Here is a 21,785-nt window from a genome sequence, read left to right on the forward strand (position 1 = left end):
AACCATCATGCAAGAGATAGAGCTGAAGTTTTTGGTGCCAGAATCACGGTTACAAGGTCTCATGCGTCAAGCAAAAGTCAAATCTTCACAAGTAACACAACTGGCAGCCCATTATTACGACACACCAGATCAGCAGCTTGCACAGGCTAGTATTGGCCTGCGTATCCGTAAAGAAGGAGATACTTGGGTACAGACCATCAAAGCGGGTGGCGATGGGATTGCGGCACGTTTAGAGCACAATGCCATATTGGACAGTGAGCTGGTGCAAGCCATGCTCGACCATAACGAGTTGAAGCCTGATTTGACGATTTATAAAGACACCTCGGTTGCCCCTGCTCTCGAGGGTTTTAAGCTAAAAAAACTGGCCAAAAAACTCACCCGTCTCTATGTTACTGATGTCGAGCGCATCACGCGAGTACTGGTAGATGATGATAATGAAAAAACAGATAACCGTATCGAGATGGCATACGATTATGGCGACATCATCCATGGCAACGATGACACCCAGCGAGATGCCATTCAAGAGATTGAGTTTGAACTGTTATCAGGAGATTTAGATTTCTTATTTGCAACAGCCAAAACTTGGTGTAAGCGCTATAAACTATGCTTATCCACCGTGACCAAAGCCGAACGTGGCGGTTTATTAATCAATGCACAACGCTATAGCCTAGCGATGAACGCCGACTTTAGCCAGCTAAATATCAATAAAAAAACTAGCATGCCAGCCTTTGCCCGCGCCGCCGTACATAACTGTCTATTACAAATCCTACCGAACAGTAGTGCCATCGTCGCTGGTAGCACAGACAATGAGCACACCTTGCAATTGCGTATCGGTATTAACCGCTTACGCGCTGCAATAAAAGCATTTGCAAGCTTCTCTGATGAGCTCAATCCTGATTGGCAGCCTATACTGAAGCAAACCGCCAACTTACTTGGTGACTACCGTGAGCTTACCTATCTAATCAATCATATTGAGCCGAAATTACGGAAAAATGGGGCACCAAACGTCGATTGGACAGCAGACATAGAAACTTTAAAAGTTAAGCCTATCGATGCAGTTAGTGCCAATGACTTTCAGCTAACCCTATTAGAGCTGATTGCCTTTACCATGAGCGACCCAAAGCTTGAACCTCAAGCTGACACACTTGCCAGCGATAAACTCTCAAAAATACTGGCCAAGCAATATAATAAATTCTTAAAAGCTGATAGAGAATATGATGAGATGACTAGCGCTGAACTCGATAGCACTGATTCAAAAAATATTGACTCGGAACGCATTGATTTAAATACTAGCGATTCAATCGCTAATGCTAAAAACCAAGCACAGCACAAATTGCGTCGTCAACTCAAAGACTTACGCTATATCAGTGAGTTTGTCACACCGTTGTTGAATAAAAAAGAGGCAAAAAAGAAGGGTGAGCGCTGGCTAAAAGATTTGAAAAAAGCAGATAAAACACTAGGACAATATCGTGATCATATGCAGTATCAGCAATGTTATCAGCTGAAATCAGCAGTAGATAGCAATGCGCTATATGGGGCTGGTTGGTTCGCTGCCATGCGAAAAAAAGAGGATAAGCGCACCAAAAAATACTTGGCTAAAGTGCAGGACAGTTCGTTTTTTGATAAATAAATACCTGCCTAAATAGGAGCCGTTAAACAGCCTCTAATAAAAGCTTAAAAAAGACAGCTCACTTTATTAGGGCTGTCTTTTTTAGGACTGTCTTTTTTAGGACTGTCTTTTTGCTATTAATCCTCTAAACCAAATACTTGCATACGCTCATTAAGTGGCTGATACGTTTTCTCACCAGCAGGTTCAACGATATTACCAAATGGCATCTGCGCGATTAACTCCCAGTTTTCAGGGACCGAAAATGCCGCTGCGGCATCATCATCAATCAGTGGGTTGTAGTGCTGAAGGCTAGCACCAACGTTTAAAGTACGCAATTCTGTCCACATGGCATACTGGTGCATCGCTGAGGTCTGATGCGCCCACAGAGGGAATTTTTCAGCATATAGCGCAAACTTATCTTGCAACGACTTGGTGACTTCCTTATCTTCATAAAATAGCACCGTGCCTGCCGCCGCGCGAAAGCTGTCCATTTTCTTCTTAGAACCCGAAAAGTCCCCATCGCCAACCTCAATGCGTAGTTTATCTTCGGCAATATCCCACACCTGCTTATGCTGCTCACCAAATAACACGATCAACCGCGAAGACTGCGAGTTAAAAGCAGACGGCGTATGTAGCAATACACGCTCAGCAATATTAACAATCGCCCGTGGGTCTACTGGTAAATCATTACCTAAGGCATAGATAGTACGGCGTTCATCAAAAGCTTGTTGTAGGCTTACTAGACTGGCTTCAGTCATTATTATTATCCCCATCATTATTATGAATATATTTAAAAAAAGCGTTATAGATTTTTTATAATCTTGTTGATAACTTTGGTTGATAGCTTTGAGAGTTATAACTGTCTTTTGGTGACGCTTAATCTCAATGACCATTATAGCAATGAACTGAATGATCATTGGTTATCGTTAATTTTATTTTATAAATAACCTTGTAAGTATGTCTTGTAAATTTAGTTTTGATAATATCAAAAATAGCAATCAACCTTTAGACACCTCCTTTTTCACAGCTGGCTACTATTCGATAGTATCAGTGATACCATTAACACCACTTATAACAGATACAGGCGTGCCTTCATCAACCTCCTCAAACAAGTCAACGATGTCTTTATTGCGCATACGCACACAGCCATGCGAAAGAGGCACACCCATCGGTTCGGTGTCTGGCGTCCCATGAATATAGATATAACGCTGATGAGTATCGCAGCCACCTTGGCTATTACGGCCTTTATTCACCCCTGCTTCAAGTCCACTCAACCATAAAATACGGCTCAATATCCAGTCGCGCTCAGGGTACAATCTACCAAGCTCAGCATCATATAACTCGCCTGTTAGCACTCTTCCTATAAATACCGCATTTATAGCTGCGTTACCGCCTATTTTTTCTGCAATAACATGCTGACCAAGAGGTGTACAGCCACTGTCTTGCTGACTACCAATACCATTTTTAGCGGTCGATACCTTGTATTGAGTAATTTCTTTATTTTGCTGATATACCGTCAAGGTTTGCTGAGCAATATTGACCACCAATTGCTTAGTACACTTTTTATCATTTGTCATGGACATATTCCTACTATAGTCAGGTCTAAATAAAAAAGAGAAGTTTATAGCTATGTGCTATTGCTATGAGCTTTTCTTAACTGTCTCGTTTTAAACTGAATCGACTCACTCATTTATGCCATGATTGACAGTGTCATGAGTAAAATTAGTGAGATTTTCTATTATTAAAGGATTGTATCAAGACATTAGGCACCGTAATATAGGGGCACACTTTTTGATGCTAGCAGATTATGACGACTATTTCACCGACACGTGTGTCGATGTATGATTTTCTATATCAAGATACCAAACCTATGGTGTCACTATTGGCAGATGCTGCAAAACTTTCAATACCACAAGCGCGTTTGGCCATGGATGCCAGTTTACAGGCCATCGTTAGTGCCCTTCTTAGTTATCAGCAGCGCCATCAAGGACAGGTAGTGAGCAAAAAACTGTTTGGACGTAGTGCAGTTAAGGAGCTACGACAGTATAACTCGATGAATTTTGCGACGCTCAATGCCACATTCTATCATCGTCATGATACTGCGGACGCTATATTCAATGACAATGCGCGGGTGGTTAAAGCGAGCGAGCATATTGCTGCACAAATTGACGCAACGTCGCAACAAGTCCAAATTTTACTCACGTCTTTATGCGTGATTGCTCTACGTGAGCTGGCTATCCTGACAGAATATAGTCAACTGGATAATGATGAGATTAACAAATGGTTTGCCTTACAGCCACAGTTTTTAACCCCAGCTCGCTTTGCAGCACATGAGCCAAAAGCAGCCTCTGTCGAACTAGAAAAGACTAACGATGATAAAAATTCTATTGTAGCAGTCGATACATCATCAGAAAATGCGTCAGCAGAGAATGCGTCAGCAGAAAATGCGTCAGCAGAAAATGCGTCAGCAGAAAATGCGTCAGCAGAAAATGCGTCAGCAGAAAATGCGCCAGCAGAAAATGCGCCAGCAGAAAATGCGCCAGCAGAAAATGCGCCAGCAGAAAATGCGCCAGCAGAGAATCCGTTAGCAGAGAATCCGTTAGCAGAGAATCCGTTAGCAGAAAAGCCAGAAAATAGCACCAAGCCTCATATATCAAATCCTGAGCCGCTATCAGACAATCCACCGCCTTTTGACCCTTACTGGTACGAGCTGACGACATTCAAACCTGAAAAACATGAGCCCGTACAAGATATGCAACTGGCCACAGGCAATTACTTAAAAGCCATTGGTCGCTCACCAGATAACTTGCAACAGGGCCGCCACAATGACATGTTGGTGTTCACAGACATGCACGCTATCGCCTTACCACATCAACGCTGGTTATTGCAGCTGGCAAAAATATCTGACATCTACCTCAGTCGAAATCGTTTACGCGTCACCTCTGAACCTACCACCCCGCCAAAACCTCCTTTGGTAAGCTTGGGACTGGTCGGTGGTAATAGCGACACTACCCCAACAACAGTCAGCGAAAAGCCGATTGAGTATGAGAAGTCAGCGCCACTGTGGAAAAACCCCGTTATCTTAATTATTATTGTCGTTATCGGTGTGCTTGGGGGCCTAGCGACCCTAAAATATCAGGCGCAAAAATCTGATGGCGTCATCCTTGCCACCGAAGAAGTATTAGAACAAGATCGCCGCAAGGAACGCCAGCAACAAGATGTGGCGATTGTCATGATGGACGAGGATGAACCTGATGATGCAGAGACAGTAACCACCGAGTAGACAAAATCAGCCATAAAAAAAGAGGCGCTATTATATAGCGCCTCTTTTTATTGATCATTAACGAATCATTTTAAAACCAAACAATTTATACCATTCACAAGAATTAGAGTGCCAAGGAAAATAAGTGAAAGTACTACGCACTTTTACACTAAACGAGTTTGACACAGCTAATCTTATTTTTTGGGTTTGGTATTACTTTGATAAATCGCGACCACGGCTGGCTTCAATCGCCAAACGTAAACCATTTAAACGGATGAAACCTTCTGCATCTTTTTGATCATAAGCACCCGCATCGTCTTCAAAGGTGGCGATTTTTTCATCAAATAATGAGTCATCTGACTTGCGTCCGACCACACTTACGCTACCTTTATACAGCTTCACACGAACCGTACCGTTGACGTATTCTTGTGATTTGTCGATTAACTCCTGTAGCATAAGGCGCTCAGGGCTGAACCAATAGCCGTTATAGATAATCTTAGCGTAGCGCGGCATTAGCTCATCTTTTAGATGTGCCGCTTCACGATCTAGCGTCAATGATTCGATACCACGATGCGCTTTTAGCATAATCGTACCGGCTGGTGTCTCGTAGCAACCGCGTGACTTCATACCGACGTAACGGTTTTCGACGATATCCAAACGACCGATACCATGATCGCCACCGATTTTATTAAGCTTAATCATAATTTCATAAGGCTTGAGCTTCTCGCCATCGATAGCAACGATATCCCCTTTTTCATACTCTAATTCTAAGTATTGGGCTTTATCTGGTGCTTCTTCTGGGCTAACTGACCAGCGCCACATATCTTCTTCTGCTTCAGCATACGGATCTTCTAGGATGCCGCCTTCATAAGAGATATGCAGTAAGTTGGCATCCATAGAATAAGGAGACTTTTTCTTATTACCCGCATAATCAATGGCAATGTCGTGCTCTTCAGCATATTGCATCAAGCTCTCGCGGCTAGATAAGTCCCACTCACGCCAAGGCGCAATCGTAACCACATCAGGAGATAACGCAACCGCACCAAGCTCAAAGCGTACTTGGTCATTACCTTTACCCGTTGCACCATGGCTAATCGCATCAGCGTTGTGTTCTTTGGCAATCTCAACCAAACGCTTGGCAATTAGAGGACGGGCGATAGACGTACCGAGCAAATACTCACCTTCATAGATGGCATTGGCACGGAACATTGGGAATACATAGTCTCGGGCAAACTCTTCGCGTAAGTCTTCGATATAGATATTTTTGATACCCATCGCTTCTGCTTTAGCACGTGCTGGCTCAACTTCCTCGCCCTGACCGATATCAGCAGTAAAGGTAATCACTTCTGCATCATAAGTCTCTTTAAGCCATCTAGCGATAATTGAGGTATCAAGGCCACCTGAATATGCCAGTACGATTTTATTAATATTTTTTGGATCAAGTTGAGCCATGAATAACTCCTATTATGAGAATTTGATGTTGGTAAAAGCGCTAAGATTAAATCAAAAGATAAATTACCTACTCAGTGTACATCATATTTATCATAGGCAAAAGTGCAACTGCCCTCAGGCATGAGCTTTTGCTTTATATTGGTAGCTGCTAGTTTTGAATTATTCACGTTCAGATACTTCTTATCTACCTTTTATTCAAAAACAATCAGTGAATTATGTATAGATAGTTAGCCGCATATTTAGTCAAGTAGGCAAATCTGTTATGATAACGACACAACACCCTTTCCCCTTATCCCCATATATGACCATATAGAGCGCGACGATATTATGACTGTTTCGATTAGAGAGTTGACCATCCTTCAGCCAGATGATTGGCATATTCATTTGCGTGACGATAAAGCGTTAGCAACCACCGTGCCCCATGCCGCCCAGAGCTTTAACCGTGTCATCTGTATGCCAAACTTGGTGCCACCTGTCAAAAATGTCGATGATGCCCACGCCTACCGTGCCCGTATCATGGAACATCTACAGTCCAGTGATTTGACTGCTGAGCGCAAATCAGCATTTGACCCGCGTATGACCTTATACCTCACGGATAACACCACTGCGCAAGATATCGAAATGGCGGCAAAGTCAGGTATCGTACAAGCGGTTAAGCTGTACCCTGCAGGAGCTACCACTAACTCTGCTGATGGTGTCACCGATATCAATGCTTGCGTCGATGTCTTTGAAGCATTAGAAAAGTACAGCTTGCCACTACTGATACATGGCGAAGTCACTCAAGATCATGTAGATATTTTTGACCGCGAAAAGCGTTTTTTGGATGAAGTGTTGGCACAGATTATCATCAAATTCCCGACGCTAAAGATTGTCGTCGAGCATATCACCACCAGTGATGCCGCAGACTTTGTATTGTCGCAAGGCAATCACATTGCCGCCACTATTACCCCGCAGCATTTGATGTTTAACCGCAATCACCTGCTACTCGGTGGTATAAAGCCGCATTTTTATTGCTTACCTATTTTAAAGCGTGAAAGCCATCAAAAAGTATTACTGGATGTCGCCACCAGCGGCAATCCAAAATTCTTTTTAGGGACAGACTCTGCGCCTCATGCAACCGATAAAAAAGAAGCCGCTTGTGGCTGTGCAGGCTGTTATAGTTCCGCCACTGCCCTGCCGCTATATGCCACTGCTTTTGATAGTGTGGGTAAAATCGACAAATTAGAAGGCTTCACCAGCCGATTTGGTGCCCAATTCTATGGCCTACCTGTGAATGACAACACAGTGACTCTCATCAACAACCCGATGCAAGTGCCAGCATCTTACCCTTACTTTGATGGTAGCACCCTGACCCCATTGATGGCTGGTGAGACATTACCTTGGTCAATTAAAGCGTCACACTAACTGCCAGAATAGAGCTTTCTATATTTACCCTATGATAATTTTACATCTTTATGCCAAGCGGTATTAGGTATGACGGTTATCATAGGCTGCTTCTTTTCAAATTTAATATCCTAGCACGACTGATAAAAGCGATTTAACCTGATATGACCACTCAAAACGATGCCGCCTTGCCTAAAGATACTCTAGCTAATAATGTAGATAACACCCTCGATAGTGCTCCAAACAATATTACAGACGCCGGAACAGACGAACAAACCCCAATGAAGTTAAAGGACCGTTTTCGTAAGTTTTTGCCTGTCGTCGTTGACGTCGAAACTGCAGGCTTTAACGCCCAAACCGATGCTTTATTAGAAATCGCTTGTATTCCTGTGTTACTTGATGAGCATGGCATGTTTTATCCAGGTGAAGCATTAAATGCTCATATCGAGCCTTTTGAAGGCGCCAACCTTGAACCAAGCGCCCTCGCCTTTACCGGTATTGATCCTAACAACCCAATGCGTAAAGCCATTGCCGAAGATGAAAAAACCGCACTACGCCGTATCTTTAAAGGTTTAAAAGAAGTACGCCGCGCTGAAGACTGCCGTCAATGCGTCTTAATCGGACACAACGCCCACTTTGATCTAGCATTTTTAAATGCCGCAGTGCTACGTAGCAACAGCAAAAACCACAACCCTTTTCATAATTTTTCAGTTTTTGATACCGTGACTTTATCGGCACTTGCTTTTGGTCAAACGGTGCTTGCACGTGCCTGTAAGGCTGCAGGGCTGGATTTCGATGGCAATAATGCTCACTCAGCGCTATATGACACCCAGAAGACCGCTGAGCTATTTTGTCATATCTTAAATAATTACCCTATGTTGGCTAATGCGATGCATAGCGAGCCGGAAACTGCAGAGCCTGAATCTGCTACCAACGATAAGTAATAATCTCTTTATCACATATCCTATATTGATAAGCGTGAACAATAGTGCTATTTGTAATGCTTGATGACTTTAACATCTTGATTTACAGTCAATAGGGATATGATTGATATCATGATAAAAAAATAGACCTTAGCTTCACTATTTCACATAGTTTTCTATGTCATATTTTTGCATAAAATAAGCCAATAAAGTGCTTATAACATTCGACGCTCAAACGATACGGTTATATCCCATAGATGGTCTAAGTTGCTCACACTGACTTGATAGTAATCATTATCAAGCTTAATAGGAGGGACTTTATTATGGATCCACAGCTTAAGTTATGGGGAGCCATCATCGGTTATATGTTGTTAGCGTTAACTATTAGCGGCTGTACTACCTTATGGATTCGACATCATCTAAAGCGTAAAGACCTGCATCCGCGACGCGCACTCAAAAAAAGATACTTAATTGTAAAAAGACGAAGAAAAAGGCTTGACAGAAAACGCAGACGCTATTAGAATACGCACCACTTCGACATAAATGGTGAAAGCAGTTGAAGTGTTGTTACTAGTCCCCATCGTCTAGAGGCCTAGGACACCGCCCTTTCACGGCGGTAACGGGGGTTCGAACCCCCCTGGGGACGCCACTATTTGGCGTCTCTTATTAGCAAGATTGCTGCAAAGCACTCGATAAGACTAATAAGTGCACCACCAAAAGCCCCATCACAATATATTGTGATGGGGCTTTTTTATGTCTATAACTATCCCTTTAACAGCTAACAAAAAAGGCCAGCAATGAATGCTGGCCTTTTTCGACTGGTCTTTATTTCAATAGAGCTTCTACCAAATTTTATCTGCAAGCATCAGCCAAATTAAGGCTAGGACAATTAACCCACCTAGTACAGTCTGAATTAAGAAAAAAGCTTGGTGCTGCCCCACTACTTTTCCTAACGTCAAACCCAAGGTATTATATTTGATAGGTGGCGTGTCAATACTGCCTGTTCTTGCTTGTTCTTCATAATACTCTTGGATAATATCCAAAAATTGTCGCCAGTCATTAGAAGCCCAGTTGTAAGGTTTAAATGGCATGAGTTTTTTCAGACCAGGCTCTTTAATCATCCAACGTTCCAGCGCAATAGAACGCAGTGACCAACTTGTAAAACGACGTGCGGTAATTTCCGAAAAATCTAGAATGTCTAATTCTTTATGTCGATCATCTAATAATAAGCGATTTTTTAGATTGGTTAGAGCCTGCTCTGAGCCCTCTACACATTGTAAAAAATAACCATTGCCATAGCACAGAATACCAGTAATGTTATCCGCTTGGTTATGCTCGATAGCAACCTCTGAGATATCATTGAGCGTACTAGGGCTTGCAAGGCCCGCCGAAGTAATCCGACTTATATATACAAGCTGGCAAAGACCCGTCGTTACTGGATTCGTCGAATCATTAATTATGGACAATCAGCTTCTCCCTATTATTAGGTAAATATTGCTAAGACAACCATACTCATTTTAGAAAAACATAGAAACAAGACGTTTAAAAACAACATATCGGCTTGTTATATTATTGATTTTGTAAACTTTTATATTAATTGTATTAAGTTAGTTACATCATAGGCTAGTTTGGTCATCAAAGCAATATATGTTTATATTAAATAATGACTTACGAATGCTGAACGATAATATTAGAAACATTGAACTCTGAAATTCAAAATATGTTCAGATGCGAATTACACAATAAATCGCTGACCGGAGATCGCAATGAATGAAAGAATACAAACTTATGAGAATTTGGATAAGCATCAATCTGGTGGGAGGTTATTCGCTATAGTCAGTAAGATTACGATTGTGCAGCAAGAATGGCGGTGAGTAGTATGGCATCATCAGGATAGGTGAGCTTAATGTTTTGGCGACTGCCAGTCACTAGACGAACGGGCAACTCTAAGTGTTCAAAAGCACTGGCTTCATCAGTAATAGCAAGATTATGCGCAGCGACATACTCTAACACTTGCCTCAATTGACCAAGTCGAAATACTTGCGGCGTTTGAGCTTGCCATATGTTATTGCGCTCAATCGTTTGTTCGATATAAGCGTTGGAAATGTCCTCATCGACGCTTAAAGAGTCATTCAGACGCTCGTATGGCGCTTTAGAGTGCTTATAAGACTGTTTGAGAGTATCAGCAACTGGGGTCGCTAATATAGCGCCGTAAGGCTCTAACATGGCGGCTTGAATCACTGCATCAATATCATGGCTGGGCACAGCAGGACGCGCGGCATCGTGTATTAAGACTAAATCTGCATCATCAGCACCTACATTGCTAATAGCCTCTACCCCTGCCTGCACAGACTGCCAGCGTTCAGCACCGCCCATAGCATAATAGATAGGCAAGGCAAAACTCAATGCCTGTGCAGTACTGTCATCTGCTGCTACCACCAATAGGCATTTATCAATATAAGCACTAGCAGCGAGCCGCGCCACGCTGTGCTGTAGCAATGTCTGCTCTCCAATCTTGGTGTATTGCTTGGCAATAGACGCGCCAAAGCGACTACCGCGGCCAGCAGCGACAATCATGGCATATATATTAGGGGTGCTGTGCATAGAGTAATGCTCTTAAGGCAGTGTTCGTAGCATAGTATAGTCAGTTTGAAATAAAAGCGATACGATGGTAATGACGTGCTACGGCTATAAATTTTTCGCAGAATCTGTCACGCCTGCGAACAGCAAGCAAGAAAAACTATAGCCGTAGCACGGTATCGTTTTTAAAGCGACTCCACTATATTATGGATCCACTGTATGCTGATAAGATAAGAAGGAAGTATATTTTGATAGAAATGTGACATTCAAAAGACAAACAAAACGATTAATCATAAACGCTGATGCTAATAAAAATTAATAGCGACTATGTGTCGTCGGTGCCGTTGATACTTGTACAAAAGTCTCATTTGGCTTAATTAGACCTAAATCTAAACGCGCATGTTCTTCTACGGCCTCAAGACCCGTTTTTAAATCATTTACGTCCGTACGTAATAATTTATTTGCCGAGACTTGATTGTCATTCAAGCGCTGTTGCTCTTCGACTTCAGTCATCAGCTTACTATGTTCAAACCGACCATTTTCACCCAGCCAATACTGGTATTGCAGTCCTAAAAGTACCGCAACGGCTAAAGCAAGTAGTATAAATTGGCTAAAGTATTTCATAAAAGGATAGCGCCAAACGATATAGAAACAATGGAATAAAACCAATAAATATTGCTAGACGATACTTAAAACCACCTATCGCCTAGCATTGGTTATCAGCCCCGATTATTAACCACGTAGACCGATAAACTCTTCACGGCCACGATAGCTGGCACGTACTTGCTGCTCGATACGTAGTAGCTGATTGTATTTTGCGACACGGTCTGAACGGCATAGCGAGCCAGTTTTGATTTGACCAGCCGCTGTACCCACGGCTAAATCAGCAATGGTGCTGTCTTCGGTTTCGCCTGAGCGATGCGAGATAATGGTTGCATAGCCATTTTTCTTCGCTAGATAAATCGCATCTAGCGTTTCAGACAATGTGCCGATTTGATTAAACTTAATCAAAATAGCATTGGCAATATGCTTATCAATACCTTCTTGCAGGATAACAGGATTGGTTACAAACAAATCATCACCAACCAATTGGACTTTATCACCGATTTGCTCAGTTAAATATTTCCAACCATCCCAATCTGATTCATCAAGACCGTCTTCAATAGAGATAATCGGATATTGACGCGCCAATCCAACTAGATAGTCTGAAAATCCTTGGCTATCAAAAGCTTTATTGCCTTCGCCTGCCAAGATATATTTACCATCTTTGTAAAACTCAGTAGCCGCGCAATCTAAGGCTAGGTGAATATCTTCGCCTGCTTTATAACCGACTTGCTCAATCGCTTGCATGATAACGGTGATGGCTTCTTCGTTGCTACGCAAGTTTGGTGCAAAACCACCTTCGTCACCGACTGAGGTGCTTAAACCTTGAGATTTTAATACTGACTTTAAACTGTGGAAAATCTCAGTACCAGCACGCAACGCCTCTGAGAAGCTGGTAAAACCAACCGGCTCAATCATAAACTCTTGGATATCAACGGTGTTATCTGCATGCTCGCCACCGTTTAAGATGTTCATCATCGGTACAGGCATGGTCAATGATGTCTGATTACGCAGATTAGCAATATATTGATGCAGTGGTAGACTTTGTGACTTAGCCGCGGCTTTTGCTGCAGCAAGTGAGACCGCAAGTATGGCATTGGCACCAAGGTTGTCTTTGTTGTCCGTGCCATCGAGCGCAATCATAGTGTCATCGATGTTCTGCTGCTCACTAACATCTTTATCCATTAAAGCGCTACGGATTTGGCTATTGACATTGGCAACTGCTTTTCTGACGCCCTTGCCCATATAGCGATCTTGATCACCATCACGTATCTCAACGGCTTCGCGTGAACCGGTTGATGCACCACTGGGTACTGCAGCGCGTCCGATAGTGCCATCAGCTAAGATAACATCGGCTTCAATCGTTGGGTTACCGCGCGAGTCTAAAATCTCACGAGCGCGAATGTCTTTAATTGCGGTGACGTTGTTGGTTTCTTCAGCGTACATAATGTCTGTTAATTCCTTTGGTCATGCCAAGTTTATGGGATAAATAACGGCAACTAGAATATAAAAAGATAAAACAAAATATCGTATAGCAATGCGCCAAAAACAGCCTTATTTATTTATATAATCGGCTATTTTTAAGCATTATTAAAGGTTTTTTTAGTACCTTAACTGTTGGCTACAGTGCTTGGCATCATAGCATAAATTTTGCCAAACTGCCCTTACCTTACAGCAACTTACCGCCATAAAACTATGCACTATTAGCAATATTGATAATTATTTATCTGTCTCATTGCCTATGATATCAAAAGTGATAGTAATCCTATGATTTTGTGAGTGGTTGCCTTTTATTACTAGGGCGTGTCCTCATTTTAAAAATGGTGATAAAAATGAGTTAAATTGCCGTTAAACAAGGAAAATAGTGCAGATAATATCGGGATATTAGCCAACTATTTGACGATGTTTGGCAAAATTTAGCCATTTTTAGCCCATTTAGGTATTATTGTTTAGTTTGAGGACACGCCCTAGAGTTCGATACTGTATTATCAAGCTCTACCTTTGTTTTAAATCGGGTTAAGCGTAACGCATTCATTAATACCGAAATAGAACTAAGCGCCATAGCAGCAGCAGCAATCATAGGATTCAAGAAACCAAAAGCTGCCAGCGGAATACCTAAACAATTATAGATAAAGGCAAAAAATAGGTTTTGCTTAATATTACGCACCGTCGCATTAGCGATTTTCTGCGCCGCATCAATATGCATCAATGACTCACCCATCAAGCGTGCAGACGCACTGTGCTGGGCGACATCGGTACCTTCAAACATCGCAAAGCTAGCATCTGCAGTTGCCATCGCTGGCGCATCATTGACACCATCGCCTGCCATCGCCACTTTATGACCAGCCGTTTGCAATAAAGCCACTTGGCTGGCTTTGTCACGCGGGCTCATTTTACCATACGCTTGCGCGATACCCAGCTGCCCTGCTACATGGTCAACGACTGATTGTTTGTCACCACTCATCAAAATGACATTAATACCAGCATCTTGTAGCGCAGTAATGGCCTGCGGGGTATCTGCCTTTAAGTCGTCTGCTAAAGCGAAAGCACCCAAAGCTTCATCATTAATACTGATAGCAACGGTACTGGCAATTTGCCATACTTTTGGCATTAGCTTAGGCAGCGTCAAATTAGCAAACTCTGCGGTGCCGACTTTTACCAGTCCAAGCCCTTCGATGTTTGCTTGAATACCTGCGCCTTTGATGACGCTGATATCAGTCACATTCATTAATGGCAAATGACGATCGGTAGCAGCATTAATAAGCGCAGTGGCGAGCGGATGGCTGGCATGCGCTTCGACACTGGCGGCAATTTGTAATACATCGTCAACAGCAAGTGATTTATCGACCATCACCTGATCGACGATGGTCGGCTTACCAATGGTCAATGTGCCAGTTTTATCGAGTACGACCGTATCAATACTACCAGCAGCTTCAAGGCTTTGCGCGTCTTTAAACCAGACACCATGACGCGCAGCAACCCCCATACCTGCCATGATAGCGGCTGGTGTGGCCAAGCCAAGCGCACACGGACAGGCAATCACCAGTACCGATACTGCGTGCATTAATGCTGTATCAACCATACCGGTCAACCACCACGTCAGCCCAAAAGTGACCAAGGCAATCGTCACCACTACTGGCACAAAAATAGCGGTGACCCTATCTGCCAGACGCGCCAGATTGGCTTTTGAGCCTTGGGCATCGCTAAGTGCTTGTACCATATCACCCAGCTTGGTATCACTGCCTTTGGCGCGTACGCGGTAGAGCAAGCTACCGTTTTCTACCAACGCCCCTGCCAATATCCCATCACCCTGCTCTTTTTTAAGCGGTACCGACTCGCCGGTTAAATGGCTTTCTACACACCAGCCGCTGCCATCGATAACTATCCCATCGGTTGCCACGCGGCTGCCTTGCTTAGCACGCAAGATATCGCCGACTTGTACCTCTTGTAAAGCGACATTATGGAAGTCACCATTTGGCTGCTGTTGTTCGACTTCATCAGGCGTCAGTGACAATAATAAATCGATACTGTTGAGACTGTGTTTTTTGGTGCGCTCTTCAAGATACTTACCCGTTCGCACAAAAGCGATGACCATCACCCCTGCTTCAAAATATACCGCAGGACTGCCATCTATACCGTGACCACCAGCATGACCACTTTGCAATAGACTATTCAAAGTGCCGTCGCCATGTGTCAGCCATAGATATGTTGAATACGCCCAAATGGTCACCGTACCAATGACCACCAATACATCCATATTGGCAAGACCGCCTTTGATAGACGCCCAAGCGCTTTTATAAAACGGCAATGCCAGCCCAAACTGTACAATCGTCGCTAGGACAAACTGTATCCAAACCGGTGGCATCCACGCCATACCCTGACCAACCAGCATGCCTGCCATACCAACCAAGAACGGCACTAAACAGACCCACAAACCAATCAAGCGCCATGGGTACTGAGTGGCCGTATCTTCATCCGTCTGTGCAAACAAACTATCAGCCGCTTGCAAATTGGCAATAAAGCCTGTTTTATTTACCCACTCTGTCACTTGTTCAGGCGTGGTCTGCGTCGGATCATAATCCACGTTGGCAGTCTCACCAGCGAAGTTCACACTGACTTCATAGATCGCAGGCTTTTTATTCAATACCTTTTCGATTCGTGATGCACAGGCCTGACATGTCATCCCCTCAATCGCCAGTTGCAAATGCGCACGCTTGGGTGCAAGCGACGTATTGGACTGGATATCAGTCTCAACATCGTAGGCGTTTTGCTGCTGATTATGAGCATCGGTACGGAGAGAATCATTCATAGATAGAACTCGATATGGCGTTTGTAAAATAGGATAAAATATAAAAAGCACGCATAAAAATAACAGAGGGTTTAATTATTATACTAAAAAACATAATGATAATGAATGTTAAATGCGCATAGTTTAGCATTACTTTAGCGCAGCCACTAAAAAACCAGCTATAGCAGCTGGTTTTTCGTTTACCCCAATTAGCAATTAAGCGTTTGCAACGGTGGCATCAAAGCCTGCCTCGTCGATAGCAGCAGCAATTGCCTCTATACTGGTTTTGCTGTCATCGAAGGTTACTGTCGCTAAATTATCAGCCAGATCAACAGAGATAGTCTCTACCCCATCGATTTCGCTAGTAGCAGTATGGACACTTGCCACACAGCCACCACAGGTCATGCCATCGATTTTAATAATACGGGTTTGGTTTGCCATGGTAGGCTCCTTATTTTTATTGGTGAATACACTGCTTTTATAATTGTCTTTATACACATATAGGCAGTTCTAAATAAAATTGATACGTTGGCAGGTTAGCAACCACGTGCTACTGTTATCAATTTTTCTTGCTTGCTGTTCGCAAGCGTGACAGAGGCTGCGAAAAATTTACTCCAGTAGCACTCGTATCGGTTTTAAAGTAAATTAACTATACTTATAAATACAGTATGAAACTAGCATAAGCCGAATCAAGGTCAACAACAAGTCCGTTTGGTTGTAACTTTATTAAAGCAGTTTTTATTTAAGTGTTTTTTATAGAAGTACAGTTTGTCAAAGTATTGCCATTAATCATCATACCGTGGATTTTGCGGGGCATCGATAGGAAACGGTTGGGTGACATAATCGACCGTACTAATGGCCGCCACAAAAGCATGAATGGTCGTTTGCGTATCATCATAACGTATGAACGCAATACTGTTATCAGTATCTAGCTCAATTTCAGTGACGCCTGTGATATTTTTCAGCGCTGTCATCACGCTTTCTAACCCCTCGGTATCATCGATATTTTCGATACTTACTTGCGCAATTTTAATTGCCATGGTCTTATCCTCTCATCATTGACGTTATTACTGCGTATCCAATACCTCAAAACCTTTGACCAAATCATCTATCTGCTTCAGCTGGCGTAAAAATGGTTCTAGTTGGCTCATACGCAGCGCACAGGGCCCATCACATTTAGCAGTTTCTGGGTTTGGATGTGCCTCTAAAAACAGCCCTGCCAACCCGGTCGCCATACCTGCACGTGCCAGAGTGGTGATTTGCTCACGGCGTCCGCCAGCACTGTCGCTACGTGCACCCGGTTGCTGCAAACTATGGGTCACATCAAAAAACACCGGAATATCCATCTGCTTCATGGTATCAAAACCCAGCATATCGACGACTAAGTTATTATAACCAAAGGCACTGCCGCGCTCACAAAGAATAAGCTTGTCGTTACCTGCTTCAAGGCATTTATTAACGATATGGCGCATCTCATGTGGCGCTAAAAACTGCGCCTTTTTAATATTAATAATGGCATCTGTCTTGGCCATCGCATGGACTAAATCCGTCTGACGCGATAAAAAAGCAGGCAGTTGGATAATATCGGCAACCTCAGCAACCGGTGCCGCTTGATACGGTTCATGCACATCGGTAATAATCGGCACATTAAACTTTTCTTTAATTTGTCCAAGCCAATCGATACCCTGTTCTAATCCAGGGCCGCGATACGAATGTAGACTTGAGCGATTGGCCTTATCAAAGCTAGCTTTAAACACATAGTCAATACCCAACCTTTGGCAAATATCGACATATTGCTCAGCAATTTCAAACGCCATCTCTTTTGACTCTAAGACGTTCATACCACCGAATAACACAAACGGCTGATCGTTGCCGATGTTGATGGTGTTGTTATTAGGGGTATTAAGCTCAATATGTGATTGTGCCGTTAATAAATTTTCCATGAAGTGCTGGCCCTCGTTATTGTTATAAATAATTGGTATGAATAGTTGTTATAAATACGTCTATCCCATATTGTAACCGATAGCCCGATGAAAAAAAGTGTCCAAGCGTAATTGGGCGTAATTAGACCCTATAGTCAATCCTCAATAAAATAAGCACAAATATTATAGCGAGCTACTAGGGCGTGTCCTCATTTTGAAAATGGTGATAAAAATGAGATAAACTGCTGTCAAACAAGGAAAGTAGCACAGATAATATCAAGATATTAGCCAGCTATTTGACGCAGTTTGGCAAGATTTAGCCGTTTTTAACCCATTTAGTTGCTTTCGTTCAGATTGAGGACATGCCCTAGGATAAGTTTTCCTTGCTTGCTGTGCCTACGCAGACAAAGGCGGCGCAAAACTTATCCCAGTAGCACTGTATTTTTTATAGTAAATCGACTATACCGATAATATTAACTGCACAACAATCAAAACATCATCATAAAAAAGCCAAAAAAAAGACCAATCCGCAGATTAGTCTTTTTTGAAGTTTTGTTCGTCATTAAGCTTAACGCTTATTTATTATCGCTATAAGTTCTTGCGGCTTTTACCAAGCTATTAAACAGTGGATGACCACCGCGTGGTGAGCTGGTAAATTCTGGATGGAACTGTACGGCGATGAACCAAGGATGATCGGCAATCTCAACCGACTCTACCAAATGCTGCTTGGCAGAATACCCTGAAACCATCATACCAGCTTGCTCTAATGGCTCGATATAGCGACTGTTCATCTCATAACGATGACGATGACGCTCAGTAATATTGGTTGCGCCATAGATTTGGGCAAGCTTACTACCAGCGACCAATTCGGCTTGCTGGGCCCCTAAACGCATGGTGCCACCAAGGTCTGAATCGTCACTACGAATCTGTAATTCGCCGCGCTCATCTAACCATTCGGTAATCAAGCCAATGATAGGTTCAGCCGCCGTACGATGGAACTCAGAAGAGTTGGCATCGATATGCAGCACGTTACGCGCGTATTCAATCACTGCCAACTGCATACCTAAGCAAATACCTAGATACGGCACCTTTTTTTCGCGTGCATAGGTAATGGCTTTCATTTTACCCATCGTGCCACGCTCACCGAAACCACCGGGTACCAAAATAGCATCGGCGTCGCTCAGGCGGGCAAATAACTTATCGTCGCTCTCTAATAGCTCAGCATCGATATAATCAATTTTTACATCCGCTTTATGAGTGATACCTGCGTGTAGCAATGCTTCGTTGATAGACTTATAGGCATCAGGTAGCTCGACGTATTTGCCAACCATCGCCACTGTCACCGTCGCTTCAGGGTTTAGCTGCGCTTCGACCACCTTATCCCAATCGCTTAAATCTGCTTCTGGCAAATCAAGACCGAAACGCTCACAGATTAAGTCATCTAAATCTTGCTCATGTAAGGTACGCGGTATTTGATAGATACTTTGTGCATCTTCGCACATGATGACCGCACGCTCTTCGACATTGGTGAATAGCGCAATCTTACGGCGGTTGTCTTGTGAGATGTGATGATCAGAGCGGCAGATTAAAATATCTGGCTGTAAACCAATAGAACGTAGCTCTTTTACCGAATGCTGGGTAGGCTTGGTTTTGGTTTCACCCGCGCTGGCAATATAAGGCACCAGTGTTAAATGCATCAGCATGGCGCGATTACGGCCTAGCTCTACTTGCATTTGGCGCACCGCTTCCATAAACGGTAACGACTCGATATCACCCACTGTCCCACCAATCTCGATGATGGCAACATCGTAGCCTTCGCCACTAGCAATGATTTTGCTTTTGATTTCGTCAGTGATATGCGGAATCACCTGCACCGTACCACCAAGATATTCGCCGCGACGCTCTTTGTTCAGGACGTTCTGATAAATACGACCACTGGTAAAGTTATTGCTCTTACTCATCTTTGAATGGCGTAAAAAACGCTCGTAATAGCCCAAGTCCAAATCAGTCTCGGCGCCATCTTCAGTGACGAATACTTCGCCATGCTGAAACGGGCTCATCGTCCCTGGATCGACGTTGATATACGGATCCATTTTGGTCATCGTCACGTTTACGCCACGCGCTTCTAAGACGGCAGCAAGAGAAGCGGCGGTGATACCTTTTCCTAGTGAGGACACTACCCCACCGGTCACAAATATAAACTTGGTCATAGTACTCTGTCGGTAATTGGTAAAGAAGGATTTTACTAAAAATACGGCACAAAATATAGGGCAAAAGCACAAACTCTTTGAAACATTCCGTTTTTAGCGTATAGCGGTTATAAGCGCATCACTATTATAGCCCACTACCCAATTAAAAAGGCCGTAACAAAAAAAACCCACCCCGAAGGATGAGTTTTTTATAATACAATTCTAATGCTTAGATTAGAATAAGTATTCTAGACCGCCACCAACTGCAAATACATCAGCATCATTATCTTCCCAATCAGCTGAGTTTTGACCAATATAAGCATGAGCAATCATGTTGTCTTTATACATGTACTTGCCACCTAGGACGATTTGGTCAGAATCATAATCTTCCAAGCCAGCTAGGTTATCAGTTTTGTTGTACTGTAGGTATACAGAAGCTGGACGAGCAAAGTTAGCCAGACCCATCTCAGCACTTACTACTAGACCTTTTTCTTTATCAGAGCCATCAAAGTCATAATCAGTTTGCTGATATAGAGCACCTAGCATCACTGGTGCAGCGATGAACTTACCTAAATCAACAGTCGCAGTACCACGGATAACATCACCGGCACCAGCATCCATATCTTTAGTATAAGCAACACCAGCAGTGTAGCCAGTACCTTGGTCAAACATCAATGACGCACCGTAACCGTTGTTACGATCATCGTTGTCTTCAACGAAGCTTTCGTCAGCAGAGTACTGTAGTGCTAGCTCTAATGGTAGGCCAGCATATTTTGGCGCAATCCAAACGATTGAGTTGTCTTGACGCTCATCGCTTTGCATATTTAGCGCTTCAACAACACCACCGTCAGCAAGCGTGTTGCTGCCTAAGTTATCCCAAAAGCCTTCAGTAACAGTCACGTTGTTTACGTAATCTAGTACAGAGGTGTTACGACCAAAGCGGAACTCACCAGTAGTTTTGTTGGCTAAACCCAAGAAAGTATCACGGCTTTTAAAAGTTTGAGAACCTTCACCGTCGATATCAACGCCATACTCTAACTGATACACAACATCAGTGTTGGCAGTCATAGCTTCAGAGCCTTTAAAACCTAAACGTGATGCGTTTGAGTTAATTTGTAACGAGTTTGAATCATCACCAATAACGTCATCAGCATTAACGTAGTCAGCAGTAACGAATGCTTTACCATAGATTTGTGGTGCTGCGTTGGCTGCAGATACAGATAGAGCAGCAACTGCTGTAGCTAAAAGTAGTTTTTTCATGGGGTATCTCCACTTTACAATTTTAGTAATGAGCGAGCTATTATTAGCTGGTACTCATAATGGTATCGTCACAAATCCTCAAAGATATAATGTGTAACTGGCTACCGAGATTAGTCAGAAACAAGTGTGGCGAAGTTCTATTACCGTAAGATAAAAAAACCAGAACTTACATAGCTAGAATCAAAAACGTAACTGCTATGTAAACTTAGGTTTTTGTTGCTCCATTGCGTAACATCCGTTACCAAACTCATACTTCGAATACAAGCATAACAACTTTGACATAATTTGCAACACATTTTTTGCATTTCGCAGTA

General features: G+C 43.0%; 17 protein-coding genes and 1 tRNA gene. 5 read left to right on the forward strand and 13 right to left on the reverse strand.

What is annotated here, in order from left to right:
• Window positions 1–7: 7 nt before the first annotated feature.
• On the forward strand, window positions 8–1,630 hold the full coding sequence (locus ACT3TU_RS03635; RefSeq protein ID WP_192528984.1) for a CYTH and CHAD domain-containing protein: 1,623 nt from the start codon (window positions 8–10) through the stop codon (window positions 1,628–1,630).
• A 116-nt stretch (window positions 1,631–1,746) separates the two neighbouring features.
• Here ACT3TU_RS03635 and ACT3TU_RS03640 read toward each other — a convergent pair whose 3' ends face one another.
• Both ACT3TU_RS03640 and ACT3TU_RS03645 read right to left on the reverse strand, forming a co-directional pair.
• Complete coding sequence (locus ACT3TU_RS03640; protein ID WP_192522854.1) at window positions 1,747–2,367, reverse strand: nitroreductase family protein; 621 nt, start codon at window positions 2,365–2,367, stop codon at window positions 1,747–1,749.
• Window positions 2,368–2,643: 276 nt separating this feature from the next.
• Window positions 2,644–3,186 (reverse strand): L,D-transpeptidase, encoded by a 543-nt coding sequence (locus ACT3TU_RS03645; RefSeq protein ID WP_192528985.1) that lies wholly within the window; start codon window positions 3,184–3,186, stop codon window positions 2,644–2,646.
• Window positions 3,187–3,416: 230 nt separating this feature from the next.
• On the opposite strand from ACT3TU_RS03645, the gene ACT3TU_RS03650 reads away from it, so the two are divergent.
• A complete protein-coding gene (locus ACT3TU_RS03650) occupies window positions 3,417–4,892 on the forward strand; it encodes a hypothetical protein (RefSeq protein ID WP_444784027.1) in 1,476 nt (491 codons plus the stop codon).
• A gap of 192 nt (window positions 4,893–5,084) precedes the next feature.
• Here ACT3TU_RS03650 and ACT3TU_RS03655 read toward each other — a convergent pair whose 3' ends face one another.
• Window positions 5,085–6,323: an argininosuccinate synthase gene (locus tag ACT3TU_RS03655; protein ID WP_192522851.1), complete on the reverse strand. Its 1,239-nt coding sequence runs from the start codon at window positions 6,321–6,323 to the stop codon at window positions 5,085–5,087.
• 327 nt (window positions 6,324–6,650) lie between these two features.
• Here ACT3TU_RS03655 and pyrC point away from each other — a divergent pair, with 327 nt between their 5' ends.
• The 3 genes from pyrC (at window position 6,651) to ACT3TU_RS03670 (ending at window position 9,278) form a co-directional block, all read left to right on the forward strand.
• Window positions 6,651–7,727, forward strand: a complete 1,077-nt coding sequence (gene pyrC / locus ACT3TU_RS03660; RefSeq protein ID WP_192528986.1) for a dihydroorotase — start codon at window positions 6,651–6,653, stop codon at window positions 7,725–7,727.
• A 260-nt stretch (window positions 7,728–7,987) separates the two neighbouring features.
• The gene (gene rnt / locus ACT3TU_RS03665) at window positions 7,988–8,650 is read left to right on the forward strand and encodes a ribonuclease T (RefSeq protein ID WP_444784028.1); all 663 of its coding nucleotides are present in this window, start codon (window positions 7,988–7,990) and stop codon (window positions 8,648–8,650) included.
• A gap of 552 nt (window positions 8,651–9,202) precedes the next feature.
• Window positions 9,203–9,278: transfer RNA gene (locus ACT3TU_RS03670), tRNA-Glu, on the forward strand.
• Window positions 9,279–9,471: 193 nt separating this feature from the next.
• Here ACT3TU_RS03670 and ACT3TU_RS03675 read toward each other — a convergent pair.
• The 10 genes from ACT3TU_RS03675 to ACT3TU_RS03720 form a co-directional block, all read right to left on the reverse strand.
• Window positions 9,472–10,095, reverse strand: a complete 624-nt coding sequence (locus tag ACT3TU_RS03675; protein WP_192528987.1) for a BLUF domain-containing protein — start codon at window positions 10,093–10,095, stop codon at window positions 9,472–9,474.
• 379 nt (window positions 10,096–10,474) lie between these two features.
• Window positions 10,475–11,233 carry a 2-C-methyl-D-erythritol 4-phosphate cytidylyltransferase gene (gene ispD, locus ACT3TU_RS03680; protein WP_192528988.1) on the reverse strand — a complete coding sequence of 253 codons (759 nt, stop codon included), beginning with the start codon at window positions 11,231–11,233 and terminating at the stop codon, window positions 10,475–10,477.
• A 291-nt stretch (window positions 11,234–11,524) separates the two neighbouring features.
• Complete coding sequence (locus ACT3TU_RS03685; RefSeq protein ID WP_192522846.1) at window positions 11,525–11,833, reverse strand: FtsB family cell division protein; 309 nt, start codon at window positions 11,831–11,833, stop codon at window positions 11,525–11,527.
• Window positions 11,834–11,941: 108 nt separating this feature from the next.
• Window positions 11,942–13,258 (reverse strand): phosphopyruvate hydratase, encoded by a 1,317-nt coding sequence (gene eno, locus ACT3TU_RS03690; protein ID WP_192528989.1) that lies wholly within the window; start codon window positions 13,256–13,258, stop codon window positions 11,942–11,944.
• A gap of 496 nt (window positions 13,259–13,754) precedes the next feature.
• Window positions 13,755–16,121, reverse strand: a complete 2,367-nt coding sequence (locus ACT3TU_RS03695; protein WP_192528990.1) for a heavy metal translocating P-type ATPase — start codon at window positions 16,119–16,121, stop codon at window positions 13,755–13,757.
• Between the two features lie 195 nt (window positions 16,122–16,316).
• A complete protein-coding gene (locus ACT3TU_RS03700) occupies window positions 16,317–16,541 on the reverse strand; it encodes a heavy-metal-associated domain-containing protein (protein ID WP_192522843.1) in 225 nt (74 codons plus the stop codon).
• A 344-nt stretch (window positions 16,542–16,885) separates the two neighbouring features.
• A complete protein-coding gene (locus ACT3TU_RS03705; RefSeq protein WP_192522842.1) occupies window positions 16,886–17,140 on the reverse strand; it encodes a cation transporter in 255 nt (84 codons plus the stop codon).
• Window positions 17,141–17,167: 27 nt separating this feature from the next.
• Entirely contained in the window at window positions 17,168–18,043 is an 876-nt protein-coding gene (gene kdsA, locus ACT3TU_RS03710; protein ID WP_192528991.1) for a 3-deoxy-8-phosphooctulonate synthase, read from the reverse strand.
• 554 nt (window positions 18,044–18,597) lie between these two features.
• Window positions 18,598–20,232, reverse strand: coding sequence for a CTP synthase (locus ACT3TU_RS03715; protein ID WP_192528992.1), 1,635 nt, complete (start codon window positions 20,230–20,232; stop codon window positions 18,598–18,600).
• Window positions 20,233–20,445: 213 nt separating this feature from the next.
• On the reverse strand, window positions 20,446–21,471 hold the full coding sequence (locus tag ACT3TU_RS03720; RefSeq protein WP_192528993.1) for a porin: 1,026 nt from the start codon (window positions 21,469–21,471) through the stop codon (window positions 20,446–20,448).
• Window positions 21,472–21,785 lie beyond the last annotated feature (314 nt).

It is taken from the genome of Psychrobacter sp. AOP3-A1-26 (genome assembly GCF_052378235.1).
Classification (GTDB): domain Bacteria; phylum Pseudomonadota; class Gammaproteobacteria; order Pseudomonadales; family Moraxellaceae; genus Psychrobacter.